This is a genomic window from Aestuariirhabdus litorea (assembly GCF_003864255.1).
GTDB lineage: Bacteria > Pseudomonadota > Gammaproteobacteria > Pseudomonadales > Aestuariirhabdaceae > Aestuariirhabdus > Aestuariirhabdus litorea.
This window is the reverse complement of sequence record NZ_QWEZ01000001.1, coordinates 1,625,459-1,648,161: the sequence shown is the minus strand read 5'-3', so window position 1 is coordinate 1,648,161 and position 22,703 is coordinate 1,625,459. Positions and strand designations below refer to the sequence as shown.

Below are 22,703 nucleotides of genomic sequence, written 5' to 3'. Positions count from 1 at the left end.
CGATGAGGATGATGCCCACCGTTGACGAGTTTGAAGTAGAGGCCAATGGTATCCGCTTTGCGATCTGCGCCTGGGGCGATGAGGGAAAACCACCCTTGTTTGCCCTCCATGGGTGGCTGGATAATGCGGCCAGCTTTCATTTTTTGGCTCCCCTGCTTGAGGGGTACCGGGTGCTCGCGGTGGACCTGGCTGGCCATGGCCGCAGCGGACACCGGGCAGAGGGGGTAGCCTACAATATTTGGGATAACGTCGCCGACCTGGTTGCCATTGCCAACGTTTTGGGGTTGGAGCGCTTCTCCCTGTTGGGTCACTCCATGGGGGGTATTATCTGTACCCTGTTGGCGGGCAGTTTTCCAGATCGGATTGAGCGCTTAATGCTGATCGATGGGATCTGGCCGATGGTGACGGCGAGCAGTGATGCGCCGGCTCAGCTGGCCAAGGCGGTCCGAGGCATGGAAGAGGTTGGGCAAAAACGAAAAACCCTCTACCCCACCATCGAAGAGGCGATTGGGGCGCGTATGAACGGGCTTAACCCCCTCTCGAGGGAGGCGGCCAGTGTTATAACGATCAGGGGGCTTGAGGCGGTGTCAGGTGGCTATCAATGGCGCAGTGATCTGCGCCTCAGGCTTCCCTCCATGATGCGCCTGACCTGGAACCATGCTCGTGCGTTCGTGGCCTCCATTACTGCACCGACCTGTTTAATTCTCGCCGAGCAGGGCATCTACCTGAAGCGGGAAGAGTTTGTGCGCAGTCAGGAGTTACTGCAACGCTTTTCCATTTTTCAGTTGGCGGGAGGGCATCACCTGCATATGGAGGCAGAGGTCACTTCCGTTGCTGAGCGTTTTAACCAGTTCTCGGCAGGAGCCTAGGTGTTGGTGCCTACAGGGTCAGAGCGTACTGTCACTATTGAGCCCCGGCTATGGATGGGGGAGGATGGCATTATGCGGGTGGATTATGGCCTTCATGCCCACATCACACTGGAGGCCGTTCGCGAAGTCGCGCAACGCGCCTATCAACTCTGCCCCCGTCCCCATCTGGCGCTGGTCATGGGGCAGAGAGTCGCCAAGGTGGACACAGATGCGTTGCGATTTTTGCAAGGCGAAGAGTACCAACGTATCTCAGTGGCCGTGGCGGTGATGACGCGCACCCCGCTGGAAAAATTTTTGATGCGTATGTATTCAACGCTTCACCCGCCGACTTATCCGGTTCGTGGCTTTACCGATGAAGAAGAGGCTTTGCGCTGGCTCCGCGGTCATGGCTCCTTGCAGGAGGAGTGATGGGCGCTGTCGCTGCTGAGGAGCAGATGGGTTGTGGTCTTGGCGTCCTGGGGAGGGTAGAAGAGGAAGCCTTGCATCAGATCGCAGCCCAGTTGTTGTAGCCACTGGGCCTGTGGACCTGTTTCTACTCCGGTGGTTGACACCTTTATGTCGAGGCTGTGGGCAACAAGGGCAATCGTCTTCAGAATACGCTGGGCCTCCGGGCTGTGATCGATCTCTTTAATCAGTGCCTGATCGATCTTCAGACTGTGAATAGGTAGCGAACCAAGCAGTGTAAAGGAGGCCGGGTTGCTGCCAAAATGGTCGATGGCCAGCTTAAAACCCATGCGGGAAATACGTTCGAGTAGCGTCGATACCCTGGGGTTGGCGTCGAGCAATACCGAGGCGTCTAACTCAACCTCCAGCTGGTTTTGAGTGGTTTTGTCAGGTTTCAACTGAGCCAGGCGCTCCAGCAACTGGTCACTATCCTCCAGCAGAGCGGTTGAGAGATTGAGAGAGAGTGTGCCGAAGTTGACTCCGAGCAGGCGCCAGCGCTTCAGCTGCTCGTTCAGTTGCGTCATTATCTCTTGCTCAAACCGGAACACCAGCTGGCTCTGCTGCGCTACGTGCAGGTGCTCCCCAGGAGTGACCAACTCTCCCTGGTTATTTTTCCAACGTGCCAGCGCCTCCAGCCCTACCACTTTTCGGTCATGGGGCCTAACCCGTGGTTGAAAGTAGACCTGGAGTTTGCGTTGAGCCAGTACCTCGTCAAGCTCCTGTTCCATTTGCAGTCGGCGATTAAGAATGCGGTTCATATCGGCGCTGAAGAAGCGGTAAGCGTTTTTACCCGCGCGCTTGGCGTGGTACATCGCCGTGTCGGCGTTTTTTAAAAGCTCCTTTGTGGTCGTTCCATTTTGCGGATAGAGAGCGATACCAATACTGGGAGTCACCCAGCGGGTATGTCCTTGTAGGCGTATAGGGGCGCCGAGTAGCTCAACAATATTGCCCGCCACGGAGGACGCTTCGTAAGGGGAAGATATGTTTTCGAGTAAAAGTGAAAACTCGTCGCCTCCTAACCGGGCCAGGGTATTTTCGCGGCGAGAGTGGTTGTTGAGCCGCCTCGCAACCTCCTGCAAAACAAGGTCACCGGTTTGATGGCCAAGGGAGTCGTTAATCTCCTTGAAGTTATCGAGATCAATGAACAGTACCGCGTGTTCGGTCGGTGAGCGATGAGAGCGGGAAATAACGCGCGATAGCTGCTCCAGAAAGTAGTGGCGGTTGGGAAGGTTGGTGACCTCGTCGTAATGGGCGGCCCGCTCAAGCTGCTGTTGTTCGGCTTTCTGGTGGCCTATATCTCGCAGTGACAGAAGGGTCGATTGCGACTCCTGAAACAGGAACGGCTTGGCCGTGGCCTCCACCACGATGGGAAACCGCTTCTCAGTTGTGAGCTCCAGCTCCACTGGTTCCAGCTCAAAGCGCTGCTTTTTAAACAGGGGCTTTAATGGTCCGGATGCTTTTTTCCATTGGGGTTTGCTAAAAAAATCCCTGATGTCGCGGTGCAGCAGTGCATCTTGATGTTCCATGCCCAGTAGGCGGGCAGCGGACTGGTTGGCAAAGGTGATCCTGCGGCCATCGAGCAGCAGAAGGCCTTCGGCGGTCAGGTCGACGACCTGCTGGTAATGTTGCCCGGTTTGTTCAAGTGCATGGCCCAGCATCTGCAGTTCGGTGATGTCGTAAAAGCTCAGGAGCCAGTCGCCATCCCGATGGCCAGCATTGGTGGGGGTACAGATCAGGCTGAAGTGGTGAAGGGATCCATTGAGGTGGAGGGAAACCAGATGATGGGCCGAACCCAGGCGCCTCGCCTCACCCAGTAGGGGCTTAAACTGGGGTCTCTCCTTGGGCTCAAAGAGTCGCTCGAAGGAGGAATGGGGTGGCGTGTCGGAATAAAGGGGGAAGCCGGTGGCAGCCTGATTGTGCTCCAGTAGAGCGCCTTCGCGGTTGACCAGCAGTCGTGGGTGGCTGTCTTCGCTGGCGAAAAGGTGCAGCAGTTCGAGCTCACGCAGGAGGGTCAGTGTCAGTGGAAAACAGGTGATCAGCACGCCCAGCAGCAAGACCCTGAGAGCGCTCTGGGTGTCATGGGTTAACAGCATCCATGAGCTGGCGCCGACGGTCACGATTGCACAGATTGCCAGCAGTCGGCGAAGGGCTGTGGGGTTGATTCTGTAAAGGTGATGGGGCAAGGCTACGCGCACGCTTTCATCCCATTAGCGGCAATGCTATAACAGAGTGTAGGAGAAGTTGGCGGGAGTGCTTTGTCTAATACAGATTCAAGCGCGTGTGGCCGCTTCGGTATTGGGTTCGAATAAGGGGGCGGTGTGTCGAGAAGTCGTTTGGTGGGTCTGTTGGCTGGTGGGGCGCTGCTTATCTCTCCGGGGCTGTTTGCCCTGAGTACAGGGGTTGAGCCTTACCCTAATGCAGAGGTCGTCGAGCAGTTTCAAGGGCACGTCACTAACCACCAGCTGGTTACCGGATCGCTCAAGAAAGTGAACGGGGTGGTTCGCGCCGACAGCGAGTTTCGTGTAAACGGCGAGCTGATTCGTGTTCTCTACCAGATCCCCGAGGGTCACTCCAGCAAGGATGCCTTTGAGCATGTGGAGGGTGCGATCAGGGTACAGGGTTTTACCCCCCTGTTTCGCTGTGAGGGGCGCCGCTGTGGCGGTAGTAACTTCTGGGCGAATGATGTCTTTGGCATCAAGCGTCTTTATGGCCCGGATAACGCCCAGGATTACCTGATTGCAGAAAACGCAGCGCTTCCCGGGGAGTACCTGCTGACCTACGCCATTCGCCGCGGCAATGGACGTGTCTTCAGCCTGGTGGAGCACTTTGTGACCGATACGGCCCTCAGTGTAAGGGCCCAGCAGCAGCACTACGTCGATGTGGTCGATTGGCCTTCCGATAGGGAGCGGCTGGCCCAGTCCAATGCGTTTCGTGAGTTGGTCACACTGATTCGCGAGCGTCGGCAGCCGGTCATTCTTGCGGTCTCCGCATCGGGTGCGGGGGCTTCCCAGGAGGCCCTCGACAGTCTGGTTTCCGGCTCCAGGGAGTACGCCGCGGCCCTTGCGCAGCGGCTGGTGGAGGAGGGGCTGGACGTTAACAGTTTCAGTGTTCTGGGGGTGGGGCCAACCCTGCTTCCCGGCGCCAGGCCTGGGCGTATTCTGGTACGTGCGATCATGCTGTAGCGGCAGGATCTGGGGAGGGGGATGAAAACCGTATCCTTGGTGTTGGGCAGTGGCGGCGCTCGCGGCTATGCCCACATTGGTGTGATCGATGAGCTGCTGGCCCGGGGGTATCGCATCAATTGCATAGCGGGATGCTCAATGGGTGCCCTTGTGGGCGGTGTTTATGCGGCCGGTAAACTCAATCAGTTCAGGGGCTGGATCAACAACCTGGGTTACCTCGACATTCTGCGCCTTGCCGATGTGAGCTTTAGCGCCCAGGGGGCTCTGCGTGGAGAGCGCATCTTCGATATCCTCGATGAGATGATCGGTGAGTTGAATATTGAAGACCTTAGCCTCCCCTACACCGCGGTTGCCACCGACCTGATTGCCCAGCAGGAGCTGTGGTTTCAGCGAGGATCTCTGCGTAAGGCGATTCGGGCATCCATTGCTATACCGACCCTCTTCACCCCGGTAGTGGATGGCAATCGGTTACTGGTGGACGGTGGTCTGCTCAATCCGCTGCCGATCGCCCCGGTGGTTTCTGCTCACTCGGACCTTATTATTGCCGTCAACCTTGCGGGAGAACCGGGGCGATACCGGTTGCCCAAGGTTGAGCGCACGCGCACCGATGCCCGGCGTACCCAACTGTTTTCAAGGTGGTTAGAGCGTATTACCCGCCGCTCATTGGTTGAGGCGGGGCAGATGGAGGCCGGCGCCGAGCGCACAGTCACGGGCCGGGCTCGCAGCAGTATGATGGATATCATCAACCAGTCGTTTGAAACGATGCAGAGCTCTCTGACCCAGTTCAAGATGGCGGGTTATCCACCGGATCTGCTGATCTCCATTCCCAAGGATATCTGCCGCTTCTATGAGTTTCACCTGGGGCCCGAATTGATACGGATGGGGCAGATGATCGCCAGCGATGCCCTGGACCGCTATGAGACGGCGGGTAATTCGCTGCCCACCCACGAGTTGGATGACGGCCGCGCAGGCTGAGAGGATCAGTCCCGAATCAGCGAGAGAAACTCGGCGCGGGTATGGGCCTTGCTGCGGAAATGTCCCAGCATCACTGACGTTTTCATGGAGGAGTTCTGTTTCTCCACGCCTCGCATCATCATGCACATATGCTGGGCTTCGATGATAACGCCAACCCCGGAGGCGCCGGTGACCTGCTGAATGGTGTCGGCGATCTGTTTGGTCAGGTTCTCCTGAATCTGCAGGCGGCGTGCAAACATATCCACAATGCGGGCAACCTTGGAGAGTCCCAGCACCTTTCCCGAGGGCAGGTAAGCGACATGGCAGCGGCCAATAAAGGGCAGCAGGTGGTGCTCGCAGAGTGAGTAGAGCTCGATATCCTTTACGATCACCATCTCGTCATTGTCTGAAGGGAAGAGGGCATCGTTGACCACCTCATCAAGGCTTTGCTGGTATCCCCGGTTGAGGAACGCAAACGCCTTGGCGGCACGGGCAGGGGTGTCAACCAGGCCTGGGCGACTCAGGTCCTCACCGATGGAGCTGATGATGTTGGCGAACGACTTTTCCATGATGTGATCACTCGGGTTTGGTAGGCCGCGGGCGGGCGGACTAGTGAATCAAGGGGCGCTATTGTACGTGTTCGCTGCGGTGTGGCAAACCCTGCTCTGTGCCTTGGTGGTGGGAATTGCAGGTGGCATTGGCTACCATTGCGTTATTTATCCTCAGGAGCCGATCTTGAACCATCCCTCTACCCCCCATGGGCTGACCACCATCGCCGATTATATCCGTTGGGCTTACAGCCGCTTCAACCAGGCGGAGCTGTTTTATGGTCACGGTACCGACAACGGTTGGGATGAGGCGATGCAGTTGGTATTGCAGAGTTTACACCTGCCCTGGGACTTTGATCGCGCCCAGTGGGGTTGCCACCTGACCCGGGAGGAGCAGGAGCTTCTGCAGCACCAGATTGAGCGCCGGGTTGATGAGCGAATCCCGCTGCCCTATCTGCTCAACAAGGCCTGGTTTTGTGCTCTGCCGTTCTACGTAGACGAGCGGGTGCTGGTACCGAGATCCCCCATCGCCGAGATGATCGCCCAGGGTTTCCAGCCCTGGTTGGGAGAGGTGGAGGTAACCCGTATCCTCGATTTGTGCACGGGCAGTGGCTGCATCGGTATTGCCGCGGCCTATGCGTTTCCCGACGCCGAAGTGGATCTGGCGGACCTCTCCGAAGAGGCGCTGCAGGTGGCCATGATCAATGTGGATAATCACGCACTGGTGGGTCGTGTCGACTGTGTGCAGAGCGATCTGTTTGAGCACCTCGAAGGGCGGCGCTATGAGCTGATCGTCAGCAATCCGCCCTATGTGGACGCGGAGGACATGGGCGATATGCCCGACGAGTTTCACCACGAGCCCGAGCTGGGGCTGGCGGCGGGTATGGATGGGTTGGACCTGGCCTGGCGTATCCTGGCCGAGGCTGCCGACCATCTGGCGGAGCAGGGGCTGCTGGTGATGGAGGTGGGCAACAGCTGGGTGGCGTTGCAGGAGGCGGTACCCGAAGTGGACTTTACCTGGATTGAGTTCGCCCATGGTGGCGATGGGGTGCTGGTGCTCAGCGCAGAGCAGTGTCGTACCCACCAGCAACGGTTTGCCGAGTTTGCCAGCACGCGCCAGGGGGATTCACATTAGCCGCTCACCGTGCCGACAAAAGGGGTATAATCGGCCCCCGATAAGGACAAGGACCGCTCCCTGAGAGCGATCCATCATCACCTAGAGACTAAAAGAGTTCCCGGATGTCTGGAAACAGTTTTGGAAAGTTGTTCACCATCACTACCTTTGGTGAATCCCACGGTCCCGGATTGGGTTGTATCGTCGATGGCTGCCCTCCGGGGATCGAGCTCAACGAGGAAATGCTGCAGATCGACCTGGATCGGCGTAAACCGGGAACCTCCCGTCATACCACGCAGCGACGTGAAGCCGATCAGGTAAAGATCATGTCCGGTGTGTTCGAGGGCAAGACCACGGGCACCCCCATCGGGCTTCTGATCGAAAATACCGACCAGCGCTCCAAGGACTACAGCAATATCGCCCAACAGTTCCGTCCGGGCCATGCCGACTATGCCTATACCCAGAAATATGGCTTCCGCGACTACCGCGGCGGCGGGCGCTCATCGGCCCGTGAGACCGCCATGCGGGTAGCGGCGGGGGGGATTGCCAAACGTTTTCTCGCCAGCAAGGGGGTTGAGGTGCGGGGCTACCTGTCACAGCTGGGCCCGATTAGCATCGAGCGGGTGGAGTGGGATGAGGTCAACCGTAACCCCTTCTTCTGTCCCGACCCCGACAAGGTGCCTGAGATGGAGCAGTACATGGACCGCCTGCGCAAAGAGGGCAACTCCATCGGTGCCCGCTTGACGGTCACCGCCACCGGCTTGCCGCCCGGGCTCGGTGAGCCGATCTTTGATCGGCTCGATGCCGACGTTGCCCATGCGCTGATGAGTATCAACGCCGTCAAGGGGGTGGAGATCGGGGCCGGGTTTGATTGCGTCGGGCAAAAGGGCACCGAGCATCGTGATGAGATGACTCCGGAGGGCTTTCTTTCCAACCACGCCGGCGGCGTACTGGGGGGGATCTCGACGGGTCAGGAGATCGTTGCCCATATCGCCCTTAAGCCCACCTCCAGCCTGCACCTGCCCGGGCGCAGTATCGACCTGGAGGGTAACCCCATTGAGGTGATCACCAAGGGGCGTCACGACCCCTGTGTCGGCATACGGGCAACCCCGATCGCTGAAGCAATGCTGGCGATAGTACTGATGGATCACTGGCTGCGGCATCGGGCCCAGAATGGAGAGGTGCATTGCGATACCCCGGTGATTGCCGCCAAGGCGCCCGGACACTAAAACATGCAACGAAGCGCTGACACCCAGGGCGTCAGCCTTTCGCTGTTCTATTTTTTCTATTTTGCCATCATCGGAGTCCAGGCCCCCTACTGGGCTCCCTACCTTAAGAGCCTCTCCTTCGGGGCCGCTGAAATCGGCCAGTTGATGGCGGTGCTGATGGTCACCAAGGTGTTCGCCCCCAGTATATGGGGCTGGATAGGGGACCATTATGGGGGGCGCATGCGCCTGGTGCGCCTCGGTTCGCTGGCGACCCTGCTGATCTTCGCGGTGGTTCCCTTCTTGCGCGATTTCTGGCCACTGGCACTGACCATCGCCGCCTACAGCTTTTTCTGGAATGCCGTCCTGCCCCAGTTTGAGGTGATTACCCTCTCCCGTCTGGGGGATCAGCCCCACTATTACAGTCGTATTCGCCTGTGGGGCTCCATTGGTTTTACCCTGATGGTACTGGTGGTCGGCGTGCTGGTGGGGGAGTGGGGAATCGCCTCGGTTCCCTGGTTCATGGCCCTGGCGATGTTGGGGATGCTGCTGGTATCGCTGTGGGTGGAGGAGCGGCCGGTAGCGGTTGCCCAGGAGGAAACCCGGGGCTTCAGGGCGCTGCTGCTGCGTCCCGACGTACTCAGCTTTTTTATCGCCTCGGCCCTGATGCAGGTGGGACATGGCCCCTACTACACCTTTTTCAGCATCTATATGGCGGATCAGGGTCATAGCAGCGCCATTATCGGTATGCTCTGGGCGCTGGGGGTGGTTGCCGAGATCGTACTGTTTTGGTTTATGCACCGCTTGATGCCCCGGGTCGGGGTCAAGTGGCTGCTGTTGTCGGCTCTGTTGCTGGCGGCGCTGCGCTGGGCGTTGCTGGGTCTCTATCCCGATAACTTCACCCTGGTGGTGCTTACCCAGCTGCTGCACGCCGCTACCTTTGGCAGTTTTCACTCGGCGTCAATCGAGTATGTCCGCCAGAGCTTTGGTCACGCCCACGCCGGCCAGGGACAGGCATTTTATAGTGGCATCAGCTTTGGCGGTGGCGCGGCGCTGGGGGCGTTGCTTTCGGGGTATGGGTGGGAGTGGTATGGCGGGGGCTGGACCTTTATCGGAGCCTCTGTAGTCAGCCTGCTGGCAGCGCTACTGGTGTGGCGCTGCGTGGGGTTATGCCACTACAAATCGGGAAACTGCTGTCGGGGCAAATAGAGCGCCGTTACATGAACCGAGCCTCGCCCCGAGTCCTCATCGCCCAGCTCACGCCACTGCTCAATGGCGCACTCGAGCACCACCAATCCGGCGGTGGGTAGGGGGTCGCAGAAATCCCCATCCAGCTCGCTGATACACTCCTCCAGCCCCGGATTATGACCCACCAGCATCACGCACGGGTGGCGCTCGTCACAGCCCGCCAGGCAATGGCGTATCTGCAGAGCATCTGCGTGGTAGAGGTCCGGCTCCAGCTCCAGGTGGGGCTGGCCACCGAAGCGCCTCGCTACCGCTTGCGCGGTCTCCTTCGCGCGGCGCGCAGGGCTGCTGAGGATCAGGCTGAGGTCCGGGAAGTGCTCGTGGACCAGTGCCGCCATCTTCGGCGCGGTGCGTTGGCCGCGAGCGTTGAGGGGGCGATCGAAATCGCTCAGTTCCGGGTGACTCCAGCTGGACTTGGCGTGCCGCAGGATCAGTAGCTGCTTCATTTATCCGTTCTCCTGGTGAGCGTGGAGGGTGTCGATAAAGGCCTGGGCGGCGTTGGAGAGTGTGCGCCCGGTATGGTGGATATAGCCCAGATCCCGCTCCAGCGCTGCTCCCCGTACCTCCAGTTCCGCCAGTTCGTGATCAAGCATGGAGCGGGGGAGCACGCTCCAGGCCAGGCCAATGGAGACCATCATCTTGATGGTCTCAAGATAGTTGGTGGCCATGGAGACCCGAAGCTCAAGCTTATGGGCAGTGAACAGCCCCTTCACGATGTGATGGGTAAAGGTGTTCGGACCCGGAAAGATGGCACTGTAGCGGCTGAGCTCGGCCAGGCTCAGGGGGCTGGCCTGGGCCAGGGGGTGCTCACGGGAGACCACGAAGCAGAGAGGGTCACGCCATACCCGCGCCGAATGGATAAACTCCCTCTGCCGCTGTTCGGGGGCCAGGGTGATGATGCCCAGCTCAATCTGGCCATGGATCACCTCGTCGTAGGCCACCTCCGAGTCGACGAAGTGGATGTCGAGCGCGACCTGGGGGTGTTGGCGGCTGAATTGGCGCAGCACGGGGGGGAGACGGTGCAGGCCTATATGGTGGCTGGTGGAGATCGACAGGGAGCCGCTGACATCACCCTTGAGGTTGTTGATCTGGCGTTTGGCGTCCGCCAGTTCGGCCAGGATCGCGTAGGCTTTGGGAAGCAGGGTGCTGCCGGACTCGGTCAGGCCAACCTGGCGACCAATACGATCAAAGAGCCGCGTGTTGAGCTGCGACTCGAGGGAGGCAATACGCTTGCTAATGGCCGGTTGGGTCAGGTGCAGCCGCTCTCCGGCCAGGGAGAAGGAGCCGCATTCGGCCACGGCTACGAAGGCGTGCAGGGCGCTGGTTTCCATAAAATGCTGTTACCGCTTTGGATTCCTATATGGAATTTGAAGTATAACAAATATGAATTTGTTTTATCTCTTTCTGTTTATTAGCATAGCGCTCATTGTTCGCCTGCCTGAAGGGTGGGTGATCGTCCCGTAAGCGATGGCGGCTCCATGCGAGTCGCCACCAACAGAGAATGAGGCAAGGGCAATGGCTGGAAAAACCCTTTACGATAAGTTGTGGGATGCGCATCTGGTTAAACAGCGCGATGACGGATCGGCGCTGATCTATATCGACCGACAGTTACTGCATGAGGTGACCTCGCCCCAGGCATTTGAGGGGCTACGCCTGGCTGGACGGGCGCCGTGGCGGCTAGACGCCAACCTGGCGACGCCGGACCATAACGTTCCCACCACCCAGGAGGAGCGTAAGGTCGGAATCGAAGGGATCCTCGACAGTGTCTCCCGTATCCAGGTTCAGACCCTGGATGACAACTGCCAGCACTTTGGGGTGCAGGAGTTTCGCATGAACGATCGTCGTCAGGGGATCGTGCACGTGGTGGGTCCTGAGCAGGGGGCCACCTTGCCGGGAATGACCGTTGTCTGCGGCGACTCCCACACCTCCACCCACGGTGCCTTTGGTGCCCTGGCCCACGGCATAGGCACTTCAGAGGTGGAGCATGTGCTGGCCACCCAGTGCCTGGTCGCCAAAAAGATGCAAAACATGCTGGTGCGGGTCGATGGTGAGCTGGGTGCAGGGGTTACCGCAAAGGACGTTGTGCTGGCCATTATCGGTGCGATTGGTACCGCAGGGGGAACCGGCTACGCGGTGGAGTTCGGCGGTGATGCGATCCGCTCCCTGAGCATGGAGGGGCGCATGACGGTCTGCAATATGGCGATTGAAGCCGGTGCCCGTGCGGGCATGGTGGCGGTTGACCAAACCACCATTGACTACGTGAAGGGTCGTCCCTACGCCCCTAAGGATGATGACTGGAGCAAGGCGGTAAAGTCTTGGGAGCAGTTGGTGTCCGATGAGGACGCGGAGTTTGATCGGGTGGTGGTCCTCAAGGGGGAGGAGATCAAGCCTCAGGTGACCTGGGGAACCTCGCCTGAGATGGTGGTCGCCGTTGATGGTGCGGTACCGGACCCCGCCAAAGAGAAAGATGAGACGCGCCGCTTGGGTATTACCCGGGCGCTCGAGTACATGGGGCTGAAGGCGGGGCAGAAGATCACCGAGATCAAGCTCGACCGGGTGTTTATCGGTTCCTGCACCAACTCACGTATTGAAGACTTGCGGGCGGCTGCGAAGGTGGTGAAGGGGCGTAAGGTCGCGTCCACCCTGAAGCAGGTGCTGGTGGTGCCCGGTTCTGGCCTGGTGAAGGAGCAGGCGGAGCTGGAGGGGTTGGACAAGATCTTTACCGACGCGGGCATGGAGTGGCGTGAGCCGGGTTGCTCCATGTGCCTGGCCATGAACGCTGACAAGCTGGGGGCCGGAGAGCACTGTGCCTCCACCTCCAACCGTAACTTCGAGGGGCGGCAAGGCTTCGGCGGGCGCACCCACCTGGTGAGTCCGTCCATGGCCGCAGCGGCTGCCATCATGGGGCATTTCGTGGATGTCCGCGAGCTGGCTTGATCGAGCGAATAAGGAACAGGTGACAGAGAGATGAGAAAGTTTACCCAGTTAACCGGTACCGTGGCGCCGCTGGATCGTGCCAATGTGGATACCGATATGATTATCCCCAAGCAGTTCCTGAAATCGATCAAGCGCAGTGGCTTTGGTCCCAACCTGTTCGATGAGCTGCGTTACCTGGATGAGGGGCAGCCTGACCAGGACTGCGCGGGGCGCCCGCTAAACCCGGATTTCGTACTGAATCAGCCGCGCTACCAGGGGGCCTCGGTGCTGCTGGCGCGGCAAAACTTCGGGTGTGGGTCCAGTCGTGAGCACGCCCCCTGGGCGCTCGATGATTACGGTTTCCGGTGTGTTATCGCCCCGAGCTTTGCGGACATCTTCTACAACAACTGCTTCAAGAACGGTATTTTGCCGATCACTTTGCTTGATGAGGTGGTGGATCAGCTGTTTGTTGAGACCGAAGCCAACGAGGGCTACCAGCTGCAGATCGACCTCGAGCGTGAGCTGATTATCAAGCCCAGTGGCGAGGAGATCTCCTTCGCGGTCGACGCCTTCCGTCGCCACTGTTTGCTGAATGGCCTTGATGAGATCGGTTTGACCTTGCAGGATGCCGATGCGATTCGCCGTTTTGAAAAGAAACACCAGAAAAAGAATCCCTGGCTGTTTGGGGCGATTCAATAGATTCAACGACTTGAGTAGTGATCAATGACAAAGCATATTCTGATTTTGCCCGGTGATGGTATCGGGCCCGAGATTACCGCCGAAGCCCTCAAGGTGCTGGAGTGTGTGAAGGCGAGGTTTGGGCTGGCCGTTGAGTTTGACCAGGCGCTGGTGGGTGGTAGTGCCATCGACGCCCACGGTGTGCCATTGCCCGATGAAACCCTGGACAAGGCCCGCGGAGCGGATGCCATTTTGCTGGGTGCGGTTGGGGGGCCCAAGTGGGATAGCCTGGATATGGCGATACGCCCTGAAAAGGGGCTGCTGGGGCTGCGCTCCGGCCTGCAGCTGTTTGGCAACCTGCGTCCTGCCATTCTGTATCCGCAGCTGGCGGCCGCCTCGACCCTGAAGCCGGAAGTGGTGTCCGGGCTGGATATCCTGATTGTGCGTGAGCTGACCGGGGGGATCTACTTTGGCCAGCCCCGTGGTGTGCGCACCCTCGAGAATGGCGAACGCCAGGGCTACAACACCTATGTCTACTCGGAGTCGGAGATTCGGCGCATCGGCAAGGTGGCCTTCGAGGCGGCTCGTAAGCGTGGCGGCAAACTGTGCTCGGTCGACAAGGCCAATGTGCTTGAGGTGACCGTGCTCTGGCGTGAAATCATGCAGGAGATGGCGAAGGATTACCCCGATGTCGAGTTGAGCCATATGTACGTCGATAATGCGGCCATGCAGCTGGTGCGGGCGCCCAAGCAGTTCGATGTGATGGTCACGGGCAACATGTTTGGCGACATTCTCTCGGATGCTGCGGCCATGCTGACCGGTTCGATCGGTATGCTGCCATCGGCCTCGCTCGATGAAAACGGCAAGGGCATGTACGAGCCCTGCCATGGATCGGCTCCCGATATTGCCGGGCAGGGGATTGCCAATCCGCTGGCGACCATTTTGTCGGCTGCCATGATGCTGCGCTACTCATTGGCCGAGAATGAGGCGGCAGATGCCATTGAAGCGGCGGTAAGCCGGGTGTTGGATCAGGGGCTGCGTACTGCGGATATCCAGTCAGAGGGGTGTCAGCGGGTATCAACCCGAGAGATGGGCGATGCGGTAGTGGCCGCATTGGCCTGAGGTAGGGCTTAGCCCGAGGAGTATGGGTATGTTGAAAGTAGGGTTTGTCGGCTGGCGCGGCATGGTCGGGTCGGTATTGATGGAGCGCATGGCGCAAGAGGGTGATTTTACCGGAATCGAGCCGGTATTTTTCACCACCTCGCAAGTGGGTCAGCAGGGTCCCGATATTGGCCAGCCGATTCCGGCGCTTAAGGATGCTAGCGATATTAACGAGCTGGCTGAGATGGATGTGGTCTTGACCTGCCAGGGGGGAGATTACACCAAGTCGGTTTACGGACCCCTTAGGGATAGTGGCTGGAAGGGGTACTGGATCGATGCGGCCTCGTCTCTGCGGATGGATGCACAGAGCGTTATTGTGCTTGATCCGGTCAACCGGGCGCTGATTGATCGCGCACTGGACGCGGGCGGCAAGACCTTTGTGGGCGGCAACTGTACGGTCAGTTTGATGCTGATGGCGCTAGGCGGGCTGTTCGAAGCGGATGCGGTTGAGTGGCTTACCTCGCAAACCTATCAGGCCGCATCGGGGGCTGGCGCCCAGAACATGCGGGAGCTCCTGAACCAGATGGGGGCTCTGAATGGGGCGGTGTGCGCTGAATTGGCAACCCCCTCAAGCGCTATTTTGGAGATTGATCGCAAGGTAACTGAGGCCATGCGCTCGGCTGAATTTCCGGCGGCCAACTTTGGTGTTCCCCTGGCGGGCAGCTTGATCCCCTGGATCGATAGCGAGCTGGATAATGGCCAGAGCCGGGAGGAGTGGAAGGGGCAGGTGGAGACCAACAAGATTTTGGGTCGCGATGCCAACCCGGTGGCGGTCGATGGCAACTGTGTGCGGATCGGTTCGATGCGCTGCCACAGCCAGGCGTTTACCATCAAGCTAAAACGGGATCTGCCGCTGGCCGATATTGAGGCGATGCTCGCAGCGCACAATGCCTGGGTCAAGGTGATTCCAAACCACCGGGAGGAGACCATCGCAGGGCTCACACCTACCGTCACTACCGGGACCTTGAGTGTGCCGGTGGGAAGGCTGCGCAAGCTGAGTATGGGGCCGCAGTACCTGTCTGCTTTCACGGTGGGTGACCAGCTGCTTTGGGGAGCGGCGGAGCCATTGCGGCGTATGCTGTCGATTCTTCGTGAGTTGTAACTGGCTGGATTGACCCTCGGTCTTTCCCTGCCTGGCGCCTCCGGTGGTTCACCGCTGGGGGCGTTGTTGCTTGTATCGCCACCGCACTGATGACCGAGGTGGGGGGTAATAGGCTCAAAACTGTGCTGTACGTCGAAGAATGGGTCGATAATCCCGTGCGCAATTTCCGTACCCTTTCCCCAGATATTGATAAAAAACCATTTATAATTGATACTTACTGAAACTTGTGAATAACTTTTCTAGCTTTTTTGATAATTGGCTAGTATGTGGTATTAACTGGTGGTCAGAGGCTGGCGGGGGTCGGCGCTGCATTTAGCCGGTTATCGCTTGTTCAGGGGCGGTGAAGGATAGTATGCCCCCAGGGTCGAGTGGATTGGGCGAAGACAGAAACGAAGGACTAAGACTTATGGTTCGCAAGCTAGTATTGGCTATGGCAGCAGCGGGGGCACTTAGCTCAACGACGGCACAGGCGCTGGGGTTGGGGGAGATCAACTTACGCTCTGCGTTAAACCAGCCATTGAATGCAGAGATCGAACTGATCGAGCTCAAGGGGTTGGGGCAAAATGAGGTATTGCCGAGCCTGGCGTCACGGGAAGACTTTACCCTGGCTGGGGTGGAGCGTGACTTCTTTCTCACCGACCTGAAGTTCGCCACTGTGGTGCGGCCCAATGGTACCGCTTATGTCCAGGTGACGAGCCGCAAGCCCGTCAGGGAGCCTTACCTGAACTTTTTGGTCGAGCTCCACTGGCCAAATGGGCGCCTGCTGCGCGAATACACCCTGTTGCTCGATCCGCCCACCTTTACAGAAGAGGTGCCTGCCCCGGTAGCGCCACCTGCTGCCGAGAAAGTCGAGCCTGTGGCATCCAGCCGACCGGTGGCTCCAGTAGCTCCTGCCAAGCCTCGGGCTGAAGCCCCGGCCCCGACACCTGCTCCCCAGCCACGGGTCGAGCGGGCCGAAGTGGGGGGAGGTACCTACACCACCAGCAGCAACGACACCCTGTGGGAGATCGCAACGCGCCACCGCCCTTCGAGCGATGTAAGCGTGCAGCAGACGATGATGGCGATCCAGCAGGTCAACCCGGATGCGTTCATTAACCAGAATATCAATCTACTGAAGAAGGGGCAGGTATTGCGCCTGCCCACCCGTGAAGAAACCCTTCAGCTTACCCAGCGCCAGGCGATTGCTGAGGTGAGTCTGCAGAATCAGCAGTGGCGCGACCAGCGTAATCTGGGGGCTGCTCCCCTGGATGCGGCGCGGCGTGACGCAGTTGAGGAGCCGGCGGGCCCAACCTCGAGCGAGGGGACCCTGAGACTGGCCAGCGCCAGCGAGACCGGAACCACGACCAGTGGTAGTGATAACGGCTCCAGCACCTCTGCTGCAGACCTTGAAGCGCTTCAGAATGAACTGGCCATCAACCAGGAGAAGCTGGAGAAAGCGGTTCGAGAAAGTGGAGAGGTCAGTAGCCAGCTTGCAGAGCTGGAGGGTCAGGTTGAAACCCTGCAGCGTTTACTTTCGTTGAAGGATGAGCAGCTGGCTGCGCTTCAGGCCCAGCTGGCCGCCAAGGGCGAGGCTCCTGCGGAGGTGGACTACAACTACGCAGAAGAGAAGCCGGCCCCCGAGGCTGACGGCGGTCAGGTCGTGGCGGAGGAGAGTGCAGAGGCACCTGCAGTGATGCCTGCGAAGCCTGAACCTGCCGCTCAGCCAAAACCTGAGCCCAAGCCTGAAGCCGCCAAACCCGCACCGGTTAAACCGGCACCGGCTCCCGTGGTTGAAGAACCTTCGCTGCTGGATGAGATTCTGCAAAACCCCATCTACATGGCTGCCGGTGGTGGCGTGCTGGTTCTGCTGCTGGCCCTGCTATTGCTCTCACGTCGCCGCTCAGGCGCGACCGAACCTGAATCGGACTTCGAGCCTGGGGATGAGCTGGTAGATGAGGAGCCGAAGGCAGCTTTTGAAGCTGACCTGCCTCAGGATGAAGTGGGCCCTGCCGAGCAGGATGATGAGTTGTCCCTGGAGGGAGAGGGTGAAGAGGTTGCCGAGCGCACCACCGCCCAAACCAGTGATGCCATCGGTGAGGCGGATATCTATATTGCTTATGGCCGTTACAACCAGGCGGTTGACCTGCTCACTAATGCCATTGAGCAGGAGCCCGGGCGTGCGGACTTGCGCGTGAAACTGCTCGAAGCCTATGCCGAGATGAAGGACGCAGAGTCCTTTGTAAAGCAGGAGAATGAACTCAGTGCCCTGGGTGATTCAATCGCTATGCAGGAGGCCGAGTCCCTTAAGGCCAAGTTCCCTGCAGGGGCGCTGGCTGCGGTGGGTGCGGTGGCCGCATCGGCAATGAGCGAGCTGGATGTCGATGACCTGGATGAAGCGCTGTCGATGGACGAACTGGGCTCGGCGGATGAAGCGGTTGAGTTTTCTCTGGATGACCTCGAACTGGATGCTCCCGCTGACACCGATAGCTCAGGTGTGGAGGATGCCGAAGTCGAGAATCGTTCTGACGACGATGACTTCATGAATCTGGCTGGTGATGCCGATGCCAGCGAGGCGCTGGAGTTTGATCTCGACGAGGGCAGCCTTGAGCTGGCTGAGGATCTGGTGGATTCCGGCGATGATCTCGACGCCGATCTGGATCAGGCACTGGGATCAGACCTTGATGTCGAGCTCGATGAGCTGGATGAGGTGGACGATACCGAATTCGAGCTGGATGACGACCTGAGTCTTGATAGCGAGCTGGAGGATGAGCTGCAGCAAGCCGCTATGGACTCCGCTGCAGAGCCTGCAGGCGAGCTGGAGCTTGACGCCGAGCTGGATGATGTCGAGCTGGAAGATTTTGGGTTTGATATGGAGGAAGACTCCACTGAAGGCTCTGAACTGGAGCTTGATGATGAGTTTGACCTCTCTCTGGATGATGAAGCCGACCAGGAGGTCTCGGGAGAGGCTGAGGTGTCGCTGGAGTCCTCCGATGAAGAGGGGCTGCCGGATATTGAGTTTGATCTGGGTAGCGACGATCTGGAGTCGGAGCTTGATGAGAGTGAAAGCATTGAGCTGGCGAGCAATGAACTGGATCTGGATGAGGTAGAGGCCGAGGCCGAACTTGATGATATCGAGTTCGACCTGGGTGAAGTGTCTCTGGAGGAGGCTGCGGAGGAGCAGGCGAGTGAGTCGGCAGAAACGGCCGCGGATCTTGATGACTCCGCGATGGCTGAGCTGGATGCCGATCTCGAGGGTTTTGATCTCGCCGAAGAGCTACCCGAGGAGCTGGAAGAGCCCGAAGTAGTTAATGAATTTGAGCTTGACGACCTGGCGGAGGATGAGGTGAATCCAGAGGCTGAGGTTTCTGAGAGTGTCGAAGCGGACGATCTGCTGGCCGACTCGGAAGCGACGGATTCAGAGCCGGAGCCTGAAGTCGACGAGTTCGATCGCCTGGCGCAGGACCTGTCTGCCGATCCAGATATGGCTGCGCTGGATGCCGCTACTGAAAGTTTAGCGTCTGAGTTTGATGTAGAGGATGACTCCATGGACGATGAGTTTGATTTCCTCTCGGGTACGAATGAAACCGCAACCAAGCTGGACCTGGCGCGCGCCTACGTGGATATGGGTGACGTTGAAGGGGCTCGTGACATCCTTGAGGAGGTACTCAAGGAGGGTGATGAGGCGCAGCTGAAGGAAGCGCAGGAACTGTTAGATAAAATCTGATCATGAGTAATGATGCAGTTGGCGAGGCAGAATCTTTGGATTCTGCCTCGCGTCGTTTTGCCGCGAGCGTACAGTATGACGGTCATGCCTATCATGGTTGGCAGGCGCAGCGCTCAGGGGTTGCTTCGGTTCAGCGGCACGTTGAGGCCGCTTTGGGTCGGGTTGCCGACCATGAGGTTACCGTCATCTGTGCTGGTCGTACCGATAGTGGGGTGCATGCCAGTCACCAGGTGATACATTTTGACTCCCCTGCCGAGCGGACTGAGCGTGGCTGGACCTTTGGCGCCAACGCTAATCTGCCCGATGATATCGCCATCAACTGGGTAGTCGAGATCGACCCCGAATTCCATGCCCGCTTCAGTGCTATCTATCGTCGCTATCGCTATGTGATCCTGAATCAGCCAACCCGTCCTGCCATCCTGCCCCGGGGTGTGACCTGGAACTACCGGCCATTGGATGTGGCTCGTATGGCAGAGGCGGCCAAAGCGCTGGTCGGCGAGCATGATTTCTCCTCGTACCGGGCAGTGGGATGCCAGGCAAAAAGCCCGGTCCGTACCATTAGCCACCTGCGGGTGGAGCGCTTCGGCCCGCTGATCGTTATTGATGTGCAGGCTAACGCTTTTCTGCACCATATGGTTCGCAATATAGCTGGCGTGCTGATGGCGATCGGTTGCGGGAAAGAGCCGGTAAGCTGGGCGCGGCAGGTTCTGGAGCATCGGGATCGTGCGCGGGGAGGGGTCACGGCTCCCCCCTATGGGCTCTACTTTGTCGATGTTGGCTACCCGGAGCGCTTTGCTCTGCCGCGGCCACAACCGATGGGCCCCATGTTTCTCGGCGCGCTTCTGGATTGATGGGAATATTCAACGTTAAATCAATCTGTTACTATCGCTTCATTTGAGGGTTTTTGATGTCGGCAGCGCGAGTCAAGGTGTGTGGCATAACCCGCCTTGAGGACGCTCTTGTAGCGATTTCGGCGGGTGTGCAGGCCCTTGGGTTTGTGTTTTATCCCCCCAGCCCGCGTTATATTTCTCCCGTCGACGCTGCGGGTATCATCCAGCAGCTGCCCCCCTTCGTAACAACTGTGGGTTTGTTTGTTGATGCGTCTGTCGAGGAGGTGGAGTCTGCCATCGCTTTGACACAGCTGGATCTGCTGCAATTTCACGGAAATGAGCCTGCAGACTACTGCGGGGGATTCTCTCGCCCCTATATCAAGGCGTTGCGGGTGAAGGGCCCAGAACAGATCGTACGCGATATGGCGCTTTATCCCGATGCCCGAGGGCTGTTACTGGATACCTACAAAAAAGGGGTACCCGGTGGCACCGGGGAAACATTTAACTGGGAATGGGTGCCTGCCAGCACCCGCTGTGTCATCCTGGCCGGTGGTTTGAATGCTAATAATGTGGGACAGGCAATTACCGCAGTGATGCCCTATGCCGTCGATGTCAGTGGTGGTGTTGAGGCTGCACCCGGCATCAAGGATCACAGTAAAATTCTGGCGTTTATGAGCGAGGTAGCCAGTGTCAGAGATTAAGATGAGTACTGAAGAGTTGTTGAGCATGCCCGATGCGGGAGGCCATTTTGGTCCCTACGGCGGGCGTTTTGTGTCTGAAACGCTGATGGCTGCTCTGGATGAGCTGACCAAAACCTATGAACAGCTGTCGAAGGATGCAGATTTCCAGGCGGAGTTTGACCGCGATTTGGCTTTCTATGTAGGGCGCCCCTCTCCACTCTATTATGCCGAGCGCTGGTCGCAGAAACTCGGCGGCGCTAGGATCCTGCTCAAGCGTGAAGACTTGAACCACACAGGAGCCCATAAGGTAAACAACACCATCGGGCAGGCGTTACTGGCCAAGTACATGGGTAAGAAGCGCATCATCGCCGAAACCGGGGCAGGGCAGCACGGGGTGGCCAGTGCGACGGTGGCCGCCCGCCTGGGTATGGAGTGTACGGTTTTTATGGGGGCGGAGGATATCCGTCGTCAGGCGCTCAACGTTTACCGGATGAAGCTATTGGGCGCACAGGTGGTATCGGTCGAGTCCGGGTCAAAGACCCTCAAGGACGCCATGAACGAAGCGATGCGCCACTGGGTGACCAACGTGGATGACACCTTCTACATCATCGGCACGGTCGCGGGTCCCCATCCTTACCCTAAACTGGTGCGTGACTTCCAGTCCGTCATTGGGCGTGAGGCTCGTGCGCAGTGTCTGGAGCAGGAGGGACGCCTGCCCGATGCGTTGGTTGCTTGCGTGGGCGGCGGATCCAATGCGATCGGACTGTTCCATCCTTTTATCGCTGACACTTCCGTCAAGATGTACGGGGTCGAAGCAGCCGGTCATGGCATCGAGACGGGGCAGCACGCGGCTCCCTTGTGTGCAGGACGGCCCGGAGTATTGCACGGCAACCGCACCTACTTGATGGCGGATGCGGGCGGGCAGATCATAGAAACCCACTCGGTATCAGCGGGTCTCGATTACCCGGGGGTAGGCCCCGAGCATTCGCTGCTCAAGGATGCCGGTCGGGCTGAGTATGTGGCCGTCACCGACGACGAAGCGCTAGCCGCCTTCCGCAACCTGACTCAGCTGGAGGGCATTATGCCGGCGCTCGAGAGCAGTCATGCGCTGGCCTATGCAGAAAAGCTGGCACCGACCATGTCGGCGGATCAGATCATTATCGTTAACCTGTCGGGACGTGGTGACAAGGATATCCATACGGTGGCAACTATCGATGGCATCCAGGTGATGGATTAAGGGGCAAGTGGACTCAAATGAGCAGAATTAAAGAGTGTTTTGATCGTCTCAATGGGCTTGGCCGCAAGGCGCTGATCCCTTACATCACAGCGGGCGACAGTACGCCGGCCTTAACCGTGCCCATGATGCACGCCATGGTAGAGGCGGGGGCCGACATCATTGAGCTGGGCATTCCCTTTTCAGACCCGATGGCTGATGGTCCGGTGATCCAGCTCGCCTGTGAGCGGGCACTCTCACACGGTGTTACATTAGCTGACGTTTTATCAATGGTCTCCGAGTTCCGCAAACGCGATAATCAGACCCCAGTTGTGCTGATGGGCTATCTCAACCCTATCGAGATGATGGGATACGAGCCTTTTGCCGAGCGTGCCGCCGCCGCAGGTGTGGATGGTGTATTGACCGTCGACCTGCCTCCGGAGGAGGCCGATACGCTGGGTGGGTATCTTGAAAAGAATCGGATTGATACGATTTTTCTGGTGGCGCCTACCACCACTGCAGAACGTATTCGCAGTGTTTGCAGCAAGGCCAGCGGCTATATCTACTATGTCTCCCTCAAGGGGGTTACCGGATCCGCCACGCTGGATACCGATGCCGTCGCAGAGCGTATCAGCCTGATGCGATCGATCACAGACCTGCCCCTGGGGGTTGGTTTTGGTATCCGCGATGGGGACAGTGCTGCCCGTGTGAGCCAGTGCGCCGATGGCGTAGTGGTGGGTAGTGTGCTGGTTGACCAGATCGCCAGCCATCAGCAGAACCCGGATAACGCCATCGCGGGCGTATCGTCGATCCTCAGGGAGATGCGAGCTGCGATGGACCAGCTGAACCGCTAGCGAAA

20 protein-coding genes are annotated in these 22,703 nt (G+C 58.8%); 16 read left to right on the top strand and 4 right to left on the bottom strand.

Annotation, left to right across the window (positions count from 1 at the left end; genetic code table 11):
• Positions 1 to 2 precede the first annotated feature (2 nt).
• Positions 3 to 869, top strand: a complete 867-nt coding sequence (locus D0544_RS07610; RefSeq protein WP_125015370.1) for an alpha/beta fold hydrolase — start codon at positions 3 to 5, stop codon at positions 867 to 869.
• On the top strand, positions 870 to 1,277 hold the full coding sequence (locus D0544_RS07605; protein WP_125015369.1) for a DUF7793 family protein: 408 nt from the start codon (positions 870 to 872) through the stop codon (positions 1,275 to 1,277). It begins immediately after the preceding gene.
• Here D0544_RS07605 and D0544_RS07600 read toward each other — a convergent pair.
• The gene (locus tag D0544_RS07600) at positions 1,253 to 3,508 is read right to left on the bottom strand and encodes a putative bifunctional diguanylate cyclase/phosphodiesterase (RefSeq protein WP_125015368.1); all 2,256 of its coding nucleotides are present in this window, start codon (positions 3,506 to 3,508) and stop codon (positions 1,253 to 1,255) included. The two genes, D0544_RS07605 and D0544_RS07600, sit on opposite strands and share 25 nt — an antisense overlap.
• Positions 3,509 to 3,631: 123 nt before the next feature.
• Here D0544_RS07600 and D0544_RS07595 point away from each other — a divergent pair, with 123 nt between their 5' ends.
• A complete protein-coding gene (locus D0544_RS07595) occupies positions 3,632 to 4,495 on the top strand; it encodes a DUF4892 domain-containing protein (protein ID WP_125015367.1) in 864 nt (287 codons plus the stop codon).
• A 21-nt stretch (positions 4,496 to 4,516) separates the two neighbouring features.
• On the top strand, positions 4,517 to 5,470 hold the full coding sequence (locus D0544_RS07590; RefSeq protein ID WP_125015366.1) for a patatin-like phospholipase family protein: 954 nt from the start codon (positions 4,517 to 4,519) through the stop codon (positions 5,468 to 5,470).
• A gap of 5 nt (positions 5,471 to 5,475) precedes the next feature.
• Here D0544_RS07590 and folE read toward each other — a convergent pair whose 3' ends face one another.
• Positions 5,476 to 6,018 carry a GTP cyclohydrolase I FolE gene (gene folE / locus D0544_RS07585; RefSeq protein WP_125015365.1) on the bottom strand — a complete coding sequence of 181 codons (543 nt, stop codon included), beginning with the start codon at positions 6,016 to 6,018 and terminating at the stop codon, positions 5,476 to 5,478.
• Between the two features lie 166 nt (positions 6,019 to 6,184).
• Between folE and prmB the strand changes: the two genes are divergently transcribed.
• The 3 genes from prmB to D0544_RS07570 all read left to right on the top strand — a co-directional run bounded on the left by prmB (position 6,185) and on the right by D0544_RS07570 (position 9,525).
• Complete coding sequence (gene prmB / locus D0544_RS07580; protein WP_243647262.1) at positions 6,185 to 7,132, top strand: 50S ribosomal protein L3 N(5)-glutamine methyltransferase; 948 nt, start codon at positions 6,185 to 6,187, stop codon at positions 7,130 to 7,132.
• 104 nt (positions 7,133 to 7,236) lie between these two features.
• Entirely contained in the window at positions 7,237 to 8,340 is a 1,104-nt protein-coding gene (gene aroC, locus D0544_RS07575) for a chorismate synthase (protein ID WP_125015364.1), read from the top strand.
• 3 nt (positions 8,341 to 8,343) lie between these two features.
• The gene (locus tag D0544_RS07570; RefSeq protein WP_125015363.1) at positions 8,344 to 9,525 is read left to right on the top strand and encodes an MFS transporter; all 1,182 of its coding nucleotides are present in this window, start codon (positions 8,344 to 8,346) and stop codon (positions 9,523 to 9,525) included.
• Here D0544_RS07570 and D0544_RS07565 read toward each other — a convergent pair.
• The gene (locus D0544_RS07565; protein WP_125015362.1) at positions 9,492 to 10,007 is read right to left on the bottom strand and encodes a SixA phosphatase family protein; all 516 of its coding nucleotides are present in this window, start codon (positions 10,005 to 10,007) and stop codon (positions 9,492 to 9,494) included. The two genes, D0544_RS07570 and D0544_RS07565, sit on opposite strands and share 34 nt — an antisense overlap.
• The gene (locus tag D0544_RS07560) at positions 10,008 to 10,892 is read right to left on the bottom strand and encodes a LysR family transcriptional regulator (protein WP_125015361.1); all 885 of its coding nucleotides are present in this window, start codon (positions 10,890 to 10,892) and stop codon (positions 10,008 to 10,010) included. It abuts the gene before it with no gap.
• 184 nt (positions 10,893 to 11,076) lie between these two features.
• Between D0544_RS07560 and leuC the strand changes: the two genes are divergently transcribed.
• From leuC to trpA, 9 genes are all read left to right on the top strand, one after another.
• Positions 11,077 to 12,498, top strand: coding sequence for a 3-isopropylmalate dehydratase large subunit (gene leuC, locus D0544_RS07555; RefSeq protein ID WP_125015360.1), 1,422 nt, complete (start codon positions 11,077 to 11,079; stop codon positions 12,496 to 12,498).
• 30 nt (positions 12,499 to 12,528) lie between these two features.
• Complete coding sequence (gene leuD, locus D0544_RS07550; protein ID WP_125015359.1) at positions 12,529 to 13,176, top strand: 3-isopropylmalate dehydratase small subunit; 648 nt, start codon at positions 12,529 to 12,531, stop codon at positions 13,174 to 13,176.
• Positions 13,177 to 13,200: 24 nt separating this feature from the next.
• Positions 13,201 to 14,277 carry a 3-isopropylmalate dehydrogenase gene (leuB, locus tag D0544_RS07545; RefSeq protein WP_125015358.1) on the top strand — a complete coding sequence of 359 codons (1,077 nt, stop codon included), beginning with the start codon at positions 13,201 to 13,203 and terminating at the stop codon, positions 14,275 to 14,277.
• 28 nt (positions 14,278 to 14,305) lie between these two features.
• Positions 14,306 to 15,418 (top strand): aspartate-semialdehyde dehydrogenase, encoded by a 1,113-nt coding sequence (asd, locus tag D0544_RS07540; RefSeq protein WP_125015357.1) that lies wholly within the window; start codon positions 14,306 to 14,308, stop codon positions 15,416 to 15,418.
• Positions 15,419 to 15,824: 406 nt separating this feature from the next.
• Positions 15,825 to 19,121 (top strand): FimV/HubP family polar landmark protein, encoded by a 3,297-nt coding sequence (locus tag D0544_RS07535; RefSeq protein WP_125015356.1) that lies wholly within the window; start codon positions 15,825 to 15,827, stop codon positions 19,119 to 19,121.
• Between the two features lie 2 nt (positions 19,122 to 19,123).
• Positions 19,124 to 19,972 (top strand): tRNA pseudouridine(38-40) synthase TruA, encoded by an 849-nt coding sequence (gene truA, locus D0544_RS07530; protein ID WP_125015355.1) that lies wholly within the window; start codon positions 19,124 to 19,126, stop codon positions 19,970 to 19,972.
• A 56-nt stretch (positions 19,973 to 20,028) separates the two neighbouring features.
• Positions 20,029 to 20,652 (top strand): phosphoribosylanthranilate isomerase, encoded by a 624-nt coding sequence (locus D0544_RS07525; RefSeq protein ID WP_125015354.1) that lies wholly within the window; start codon positions 20,029 to 20,031, stop codon positions 20,650 to 20,652.
• Position 20,653: 1 nt separating this feature from the next.
• Positions 20,654 to 21,868, top strand: coding sequence for a tryptophan synthase subunit beta (gene trpB / locus D0544_RS07520; protein ID WP_125015353.1), 1,215 nt, complete (start codon positions 20,654 to 20,656; stop codon positions 21,866 to 21,868).
• Positions 21,869 to 21,885: 17 nt separating this feature from the next.
• On the top strand, positions 21,886 to 22,698 hold the full coding sequence (trpA, locus tag D0544_RS07515; protein WP_125015352.1) for a tryptophan synthase subunit alpha: 813 nt from the start codon (positions 21,886 to 21,888) through the stop codon (positions 22,696 to 22,698).
• The last annotated feature ends 5 nt before the right edge of the window (positions 22,699 to 22,703 follow it).